9 protein-coding genes and 2 pseudogenes are annotated in these 7,041 nt (G+C 71.3%); 9 read left to right on the top strand and 2 right to left on the bottom strand.

Annotated features, from left to right (window positions below; genetic code table 11):
• The 9 genes and pseudogenes from ON39_RS35295 to ON39_RS35255 all read left to right on the top strand — a co-directional run.
• Positions 1-264 (top strand): annotated as a pseudogene (locus ON39_RS35295) (hypothetical protein); the annotation flags it as partial.
• 154 nt (positions 265-418) lie between these two features.
• Entirely contained in the window at positions 419-1,084 is a 666-nt protein-coding gene (locus ON39_RS35290; RefSeq protein WP_040740670.1) for a hypothetical protein, read from the top strand.
• A gap of 90 nt (positions 1,085-1,174) precedes the next feature.
• A complete protein-coding gene (locus tag ON39_RS35285) occupies positions 1,175-1,825 on the top strand; it encodes a hypothetical protein (RefSeq protein ID WP_040740669.1) in 651 nt (216 codons plus the stop codon).
• Positions 1,825-2,439 carry a hypothetical protein gene (locus tag ON39_RS35280; protein WP_040740668.1) on the top strand — a complete coding sequence of 205 codons (615 nt, stop codon included), beginning with the start codon at positions 1,825-1,827 and terminating at the stop codon, positions 2,437-2,439. Before ON39_RS35285 ends, ON39_RS35280 begins: the two co-directional genes overlap by 1 nt.
• A gap of 48 nt (positions 2,440-2,487) precedes the next feature.
• Positions 2,488-2,958 (top strand): hypothetical protein, encoded by a 471-nt coding sequence (locus ON39_RS35275; protein ID WP_146251419.1) that lies wholly within the window; start codon positions 2,488-2,490, stop codon positions 2,956-2,958.
• A gap of 205 nt (positions 2,959-3,163) precedes the next feature.
• On the top strand, positions 3,164-3,805 hold the full coding sequence (locus ON39_RS35270) for a hypothetical protein (RefSeq protein ID WP_040740665.1): 642 nt from the start codon (positions 3,164-3,166) through the stop codon (positions 3,803-3,805).
• Between the two features lie 103 nt (positions 3,806-3,908).
• Positions 3,909-4,613, top strand: a complete 705-nt coding sequence (locus tag ON39_RS35265) for a hypothetical protein (RefSeq protein WP_246003243.1) — start codon at positions 3,909-3,911, stop codon at positions 4,611-4,613.
• A gap of 149 nt (positions 4,614-4,762) precedes the next feature.
• Entirely contained in the window at positions 4,763-4,972 is a 210-nt protein-coding gene (locus ON39_RS35260) for a hypothetical protein (RefSeq protein WP_040740664.1), read from the top strand.
• Positions 4,969-5,283, top strand: coding sequence for a hypothetical protein (locus ON39_RS35255; RefSeq protein ID WP_040740663.1), 315 nt, complete (start codon positions 4,969-4,971; stop codon positions 5,281-5,283). The genes ON39_RS35260 and ON39_RS35255 overlap by 4 nt, the downstream gene beginning before the upstream one ends.
• On the opposite strand, the gene ON39_RS35250 is transcribed toward ON39_RS35255, so the two are convergent.
• Both ON39_RS35250 and ON39_RS46340 read right to left on the bottom strand, forming a co-directional pair.
• A complete protein-coding gene (locus ON39_RS35250; RefSeq protein ID WP_040740662.1) occupies positions 5,211-6,611 on the bottom strand; it encodes an amino acid adenylation domain-containing protein in 1,401 nt (466 codons plus the stop codon). The genes ON39_RS35255 and ON39_RS35250 overlap by 73 nt on opposite strands.
• 126 nt (positions 6,612-6,737) lie before the next feature.
• Positions 6,738-7,041 (bottom strand): annotated as a pseudogene (locus tag ON39_RS46340) (hypothetical protein); the annotation flags it as partial.

The raw sequence follows: 7,041 nt of genomic DNA, 5'->3' as shown, positions 1-7,041 counted from the left end.
ACCCTGTGCGCCCGACCCGCCCTCGGTGTCGGCGTGGCCGTGCTGGTGGTCTCGGCGGGCAGGCTGTGGTTCGCGAACCGAGCCCGGGGCCGGGTGTCGGCCCTCGCGGTCACGTCGGTCTCGGCACCGGTCGGCGGACCGGAGGGGAACTGCTCGGCGCACGCAGCGGGCGGCACCGGTCGGGGCGGGCGTCGGCTGGCCGTGCTGCACCGTCGGCAGTGCGCCGTCGGGACGCGCCAGTGGCATCCGCGCGGCACCTATTGACCCACCCCCTGAGACCGGGGCGGAAATCTCTTCAACTCACCCGGTGGAATCGCTTGCCCCCGCCAAGTTATCGGGTAATATATGACATAGAAGGTTTGCGGGACCGGACACCCCGCCTCCTTCGACACCACTCGCAAATCTCAGGAGGGCTCTCATGTCTGTGCTCACCCGTTCCGATCTGGTCCCCGTGGCCGTCGTCGTGGTCAACATCGTTGTGCTCGGCCACGGCTTCATCGACGCCGTGGGGCGCGGCGACCGGCCCGCCGTCGCGGGGTACAGCGCGACATTCATCGGGCTCTACGTCATGTTCCGCTGGTGGCGGCGCGAACGCCGGGCCTGGTGGCACTCCCCGGAGTTCCGAGCGTGCCACGCGGAATTCGTGTCCCGACTGACCGCCCTCACCGGTAGCGGCTCCTACCTCGCCTGGCACGCGGGCACCCGCCAGTGGCTCAAGGCCACCGCACACACCACGCTGTGGACCGTGCTCGGCTCGGGCCGCCGCTACTTCACGGTCGACGTCGTGGACGACCCGGAGCCGTCCCTCGGGTCCGGGGAAACCACCGAACTCGACTACAGCACCTCACGCTGCTTCCTGGTGTTCCCGACCCATCCGCGCATCGACATCCACGTCGCCGGTGCGCTCGAGGATCCGCAGACCGGTACCAGGCAGTCCGTGGCCGGCGCTGGACGGCGCGGGTCGACTGTGCGCGCCGTGCTCGCTCGCCTGCGCACACCCGCCGCCGCGCGCGTCGCGAGCACCAGCGACATCGACGTTCTGCTCGAGCTGCTCGACAGCGCCGAACCGCGCGCGCACCGCTGAGCGCCGCAGCACCCGTGAAGCCGGGCGGGACCGGACACCCCGCCCCCTTCGCTCTCCTCCACTCGCATTTACCCAGAAGGGAGCAGGGCTATGCCCTCCACCGATTTCGACGCGCTGATCGCCGAGGCACGGCAGCGCTACGCACCGGAGTTGATCGCGCTGGCCGAGCTCGGCTACGACGCGCAGATCCGCCTCGCCGGTCACGTCAACATCCACCTGCCCGTCGGCGAGGTTCGCGGCATCCCCCTGGAGATGCTCGTGTGCAACGGTGACGACGGCCTGGCGCGCGAGGGCGACTCGAGCGATTGGTGCGCCTCGGTCTACGCACGCCGCAACGGCCCGCTCGGGGTCGACTGCTACGGCTACACCGCCGTGGCCGTCGTGCAGGCCGCCGCCGCGCTGCTCGACGACCCGGTCCGCGTCGCGGTCCTGTCCCCGCAACGGAGCTGGAATTTCACGATGCTGCCCGCCGCCGCGCTCGGCGACCCCGAGCGCGAGGCCGCCCTGTTGGCCCCGGTCACCCCCGGCGGGCTGGTGCCCACCAACGTCGTGGTGCTCGACGCCGACGTAGCGGGCTGGCAGCGGGGCTGCTCGACGCATTCGCGCTGCTATCCGATCGAGCGCGCCGCGGCGGCCAGCGCTCACCGCGACTGCGCACACGAGGAACTCGCGGACTGGGCCGAGCACGGCCAGGGCCTCTGCGACTCGTGGACCGCGATCATCGACGAGGGGTGGGTGTGATGTCGCACCACGACCAAGACACACCGGTGTGGTCGGCGGTGCTGGACACTCCGTTCCGCGCCGAACTCGATCTCATCGACCGCTACAGCGTCGACGCCGCGCAGGTGACCCCGCTCGAGCCCAGCGGCTGGATCATTCGCGGACTGCTCCCCAACGGGCTGGCCGTGGGCGCGGCGACCGATCGCGCCGACGAGGAGTCCGGGCTCTGGCTCGATTTCTACGACCTCGACGGGCGGCTGATCGCCTACAGCGACGAGGGCGATCTGCAACAGCGCCTCGACACCGCGAGCGAACTGACGCCCCGGACCATCGCCCTGCTGCGCCACGGTGCGCGCCCGGCCGAGCTGCCCGCCAGCATCCGCGTCATGCCGCACACCGTGCTCGGAGATGAGGACGGCGACCGGCTCGAGATCACCGACCTCGGCGACGGCCGCGAACGGCTCACCATCACCTCTGATGCCGACGCGGTGCGCCGACACGGCTCCTTCCAGTCGGTCGACGTTCCCCGCGACCAGCTGCTCGCCCTGCTGGGACGCCTCACCGACCGATTCACCCGCGACTTCGGCGACCGCTCGCTCGACGCGGGCGACACCGACCCCGACCAGGAACGCTGACCGGGCCACCGCGTAACCCTCACTCCCACAGTGTGAAAGGACTTCCCGATGACTAGCCACGGCGAGCGTGCGGCGTTCACCACTGACGACGAATGGACTCCCGCGCAGTGGCGGCGCGCCCTGGCCGCAATGGCGGCGCGAGCCCAGCACGAGGCGGCGGCCTCCGGCCCGCTGCCCGGCGACATGATCCGGTTCCGTCGAGGGGCGCTGCTACGCCTGGCGCACCTCGACGGCGACCTCGTCGCCCTGCCGGTGTCCGAGCACGAGACCTACTTCGCCCTGACCGCGGCCGGCGCGGTGGAGTGCACCGCGTTCGTCGAGTGCGGACACGGACACATCCTCGACCCCGCCCAGGCCCGGCCGACCGGCGAGATCAGCGTCCAGTACACCAGTTTCGAGGTCGGCCCCGGACTCCTCGACGTCCGCTTCTTCTGGATGCCCGCACGGGTCTGGAGCGTCGACCGCGACCTCCACCACGGCGACACCCCCACCGGCCGAACGCGCTCACATCCCTGCTGATCGCCGAGCACGGGGAGCGTTCGTGTCCGCCAACGCTCACCGTGACCAACCGCAGGCTCCTTGACCTGCATCGACCCGAGTGACGACGACAACCGAGGCTTGACCCACTCCTCAAATCGGGTAATATATGACATAGAAGGTTGGCGGGACCGGACACCCCGCCCCTTCCGAACAGAAACCCACTCGCACCGAAGGGACTCCCCTCATGCACAACACCGGCAACCCGTTCCCGCTGCGCCCCGCCGAGGACGAGCAGGCCACGACCGAGCCCAGCAAGATCGTGCAGTTCCTGTCCGAGGTCGCACAGGAGCGGATGGTCCTGGGCACCGACGGGTTCATCACCTGCGCATCCGACCTGACCGTCCGCGCGCTCGCGGCGGCGGCCGCCGTCGGCCGATTCCACGGCAGCGAAGTCGACGGCGTGCTCACCGTCCTGGCCGACACCATCACCACCTACACCGACACCGCCCGTACGTACCTGGACCCCTCGTCCCCCCGCAGCCGCCCGGACATGCGCGCACGAGCGAGCGCCCTGCACACGGCGGCGGAGGACCTGACCGAGATCGTCAGGGCCATCGAGGCCGAATTCCAGAACGTGATCACCGTGCGCGCCACCTGGTACCCGAGCCACGCGGTCGAGGTCTTCGACTACGAGGAGGACCCGGTGGGGGCCTACGTCCCGCTCGACCCGCCCGCCACGGCGGTCGACACCATCGAGGACGCCACGCGCCAGCTGGCCGAACGGCACTTCGTCGTGGTCGGCGACTGGGTGAAGTCCACCGGCATGATCGGCGACGACGAGATCGTCGAGTACCACGCCGCACTGCGCTTCGACCTCACCTTCTAGCCGTCCCCCCGGGAGTGAGGGGCGGCCGCCCGCAATCCTCGCGGCGGCCGCCCCTCACTCCCGTCTCCGCACGCACCCCACAGCAGTCGGAAGGGACGGACCCATGTCCGCGGTGACTCACGGCGAACGGTTCGACGAGAGCTGGGCCGTCCAGCGCTGGCACGAGCACGCTCCGCACGCGCCCCTCTACCTCACCCCGCCCAGCACGCCCGCGATCCGCGACCGCATCCGCGCCGGGCAGCTCGGCGCCATCATGACCCCGGCCCAGGGCAACCGCCTGGCCGAGGACTACCCGCTGTGGTGCGCCGACAACGGCGTGTTCGGCGGCTCCTACCCCGGCGACTCCGCCTACCTGGACTGGCTCGGCCGGCTGCGCCCGCACGCCGAGCGCTGCCTGTTCGTGGTCGCCCCCGACGTCGTCGGAGACCACTTCGCCACCCTCGCCCGCTCCCGGCCGATGCTGCGACGCATCCGCGATCTCGGGTTTCCCGTCGCCTTCGCGGCCCAGAACTTCATGGAGTACTGCACCTGGGATCCCTGGGACGAGATCGACTGCCTGTTCCTGGCCGGAGACACCGCCTGGAAACTCGGACCCGAAGCGGCCAACCTCGCCGCGGTCGCCTCCAGCGTCGGCAAGTGGGTCCACATGGGCCGGGTGAACTCGCGCCGCCGCTACGACTACGCGACCGCGATCGGCTGCCACAGCGTCGACGGCACCTATCTCACCTACGCCCCCGACGCGAACCTGCCCAACCTCATGTCCTGGACCGGCGACGCCACCGCCCAGCCCTCGCTGTTCCCCCTCTGACGACGGGCCGCCCCCATTCATGGTCTCGTCGGCACCCTCGGTACGCCGGAACCTCATGAAACGATGACCGACGACCGGCACGGCGGCCCACGCGGGCGCGAAGGCCCAGACGGTTGCCACGGTAAAGCGTGACGCTTTACCGTGGTGGCATGGCGAAACTGAACATCAGCCTTCCGGACGCGACCGCGGAATTCCTGCGCAAGGAGGCGGACGGCAACGTCAGTGCCGAGATCAACCGCGCGGTGCTCCAGCGGCTCGCGGACAAGGAGCTGCGGCGCATCGCCGCGCACGAGCAGCACAACCCGCCCCAGCACAGCGATGCCGACCTGCTGCGTATCGGCTTGGGCCTGCCTCTGTGAGGGAACTGCTCCAAGGCGACATCTACACGATCGCCGCCGGGGACGGCTACCTGACCGTGGTGATCGTCGACGGCCAGGCGCTGTTGCGCCATCGCGATGTCGTGCTCGCGGTCCCGGTGGTCGACGCGCGGGAGATGCCCACGGACCTGCGGATCTTCTCGGTCGGCTGGGACGAGGGCCGGGTACTGGCCGTGCATCGGTTCATCCCCTGCGTGCGCGCGGTGCTGGAGGCCGGAACCTACGACGGGACAGTGACTACCGAGATGCTCGACTTCATCAAGATGGTGCTCGCCGTCCGCTTCGACCTCTGATGGTTGCCGAAGCTCCGCCGACCCGACGTCGCCCGCCCCGGGCTTCCGCGCGCCGTCTCCACCCGGCTTGATGCACTGTAGGGGCTGCTGAGCCGGGCCTGCCGATCCAGTCGGTGACCCGCTCGCCAGTCCTGGCGGTGCGGGCCCGCCGCGCGCCGAGACCCGGTATGCGGTGCGCCGCGTAGCGTGCACAGGGCTGTACGTCGAGCCTGGCCCTGGTGCCGGAGCTCCCGGAGTCGTGCCTCGGCGCACAGGACGCGGCCGCGAGATCCGGGCCCGGCGGCCGGGCGCGGGGGGTACGGGTGGCGGGCATCGGTGCTCGGCACGGCGGAGGGGTCGAAGGGCGCGGTCTGCTCGGCGGGTTCGTCGTCGAGGTCGACGAGTGCGGGTTCGGTCGGGCGGGGCGTGTGCGGACGGCCGTAGGCGTCGGGTGAGCCCGGCACAGGAATCGGGGCCAGGGCGCGGGCGGTGTCGTAGGCCTGGAAGTCCAGCTGGGCGGCCGCCGCGGTGAGAACGCGCCGGCGGCGGCGCTGCTCGGCGGTGTCGTGCGCGAGGCTCGACACCGCGGTGCGGGCAACCGCGGCCAAACCGGTCATCTGCTCCACGCTCAGCGCGTAGCGGCGCCAGCAGTCGTGCCACGCCACCGCGGCGACGGGCTCACCTGTGACGGCCGAGACGGGAGCGGGCAGCGCGCGCAGTTCCCGCACCCGTGCGAGGGGCAAGGTGACGGTGCGCCGGAGCTCGCCTGCGACGGCGGTCGTGTGCTGGGCATGTGCGGACTTGAGGTACCAGTCCGCACATCCGGCCGCCCGCAGCGCTCCGTGGGGTTGGCCGGGGCGCGCGTCTTCGGGGAATGCCGTGCCGAAGGGCGCGCCGCCCGTCACCCGTTGCAGCCACCAGTGGCGGCGGCCGTCGTCGGCGAGCCGGACCCGGACGAAGGCCACCGCCACACCGGTCGCGTCGCGGATCCAGCCGTGGCCCTCGGCAAGGTCCAGGTCGGCCAGCCGGTAGCCACCGCTCAACACCGCGCCCGCCGGAGTCTGCGCCTGGACCAGGTGCGCGCGGTGGTGAGCGGTCCGGGCGTCCTGCCCGGCGGTGGACACCGGCGAGCCGTCGATACGGGACAGCGCGGCCACGCCCCAGGGCCGCACCCCGGAGGCGGTGCGTACCAGCGCGACCGCATCGCTGCCGGTGTCGTGCACGACGAGCACGGTGCCCATGCCGTCGGGGGTCACGACGACGGCATGTTCGGTGAGCGGACCGGCACCGGTTTCCTGCGACGGGTGCGAAGAAGTGTCGCGGTCCGGGGCGAGTTCGAGCAGGTCCATGACCCAATGCCTTTCTCTCCCAGCGCTTTCCGGCGGGTGTGCCCTGCGCTGACCATATTGTATCTAATGTATCTAAATCCGGGTCGGAACGCGCCGAGGAGACTCCTGGTGCCCGCCCCCCTCCGGTCAGCGCTGCAGGGCGGCCCGCTCGTAGCGCAGGAACCGGACGAACTCGCGCACCCGGGCCACTTCGTCGGGTCGCAGGCCGGTGACGTCGACGACCTCGGCGGCGGAGTCGGGTGCGAACCCGGCCGCGCGCAGTAGTTCGGCGGGTGGAAGCGATATCGCCTGTGCCATGCGTACCAGCGTCGCGCGGGTCGCGTTGGCGGGGGTCCGGCGGCCGTGGGCCTGCTCGTAGCCGTCCTCGAGCTGCCGCCACCGGCCTTCGCTGATCCCGGCGCGCCGGGCCGCCGCCCGCTTGGACAGCCCG

Origin of the sequence: Nocardia tenerifensis NBRC 101015 (assembly GCF_000308715.1) — a bacterium.
Lineage (GTDB): Bacteria > Actinomycetota > Actinomycetes > Mycobacteriales > Mycobacteriaceae > Nocardia > Nocardia tenerifensis.
This window is presented reverse-complemented; position numbering and strand designations above follow the sequence as displayed.

What these genes read in the sequence shown, in the direction of transcription:
- ON39_RS35290 (WP_040740670.1), top strand. Translation starts at nt 419, where the DNA reads ATGTCTGTGCTCACCCGTTCCGATCTGGTCCCCGTGGCCGTCGTCGTG.
- ON39_RS35285 (WP_040740669.1), top strand. Translation starts at nt 1,175, where the DNA reads ATGCCCTCCACCGATTTCGACGCGCTGATCGCCGAGGCACGGCAGCGC.
- ON39_RS35280 (WP_040740668.1), top strand. Translation starts at nt 1,825, where the DNA reads ATGTCGCACCACGACCAAGACACACCGGTGTGGTCGGCGGTGCTGGAC.
- ON39_RS35275 (WP_146251419.1), top strand. Translation starts at nt 2,488, where the DNA reads ATGACTAGCCACGGCGAGCGTGCGGCGTTCACCACTGACGACGAATGG.
- ON39_RS35270 (WP_040740665.1), top strand. Translation starts at nt 3,164, where the DNA reads ATGCACAACACCGGCAACCCGTTCCCGCTGCGCCCCGCCGAGGACGAG.
- ON39_RS35265 (WP_246003243.1), top strand. Translation starts at nt 3,909, where the DNA reads ATGTCCGCGGTGACTCACGGCGAACGGTTCGACGAGAGCTGGGCCGTC.
- ON39_RS35260 (WP_040740664.1), top strand. Translation starts at nt 4,763, where the DNA reads ATGGCGAAACTGAACATCAGCCTTCCGGACGCGACCGCGGAATTCCTG.
- ON39_RS35250 (WP_040740662.1), bottom strand. Translation starts at nt 6,611, where the DNA reads ATGGACCTGCTCGAACTCGCCCCGGACCGCGACACTTCTTCGCACCCG.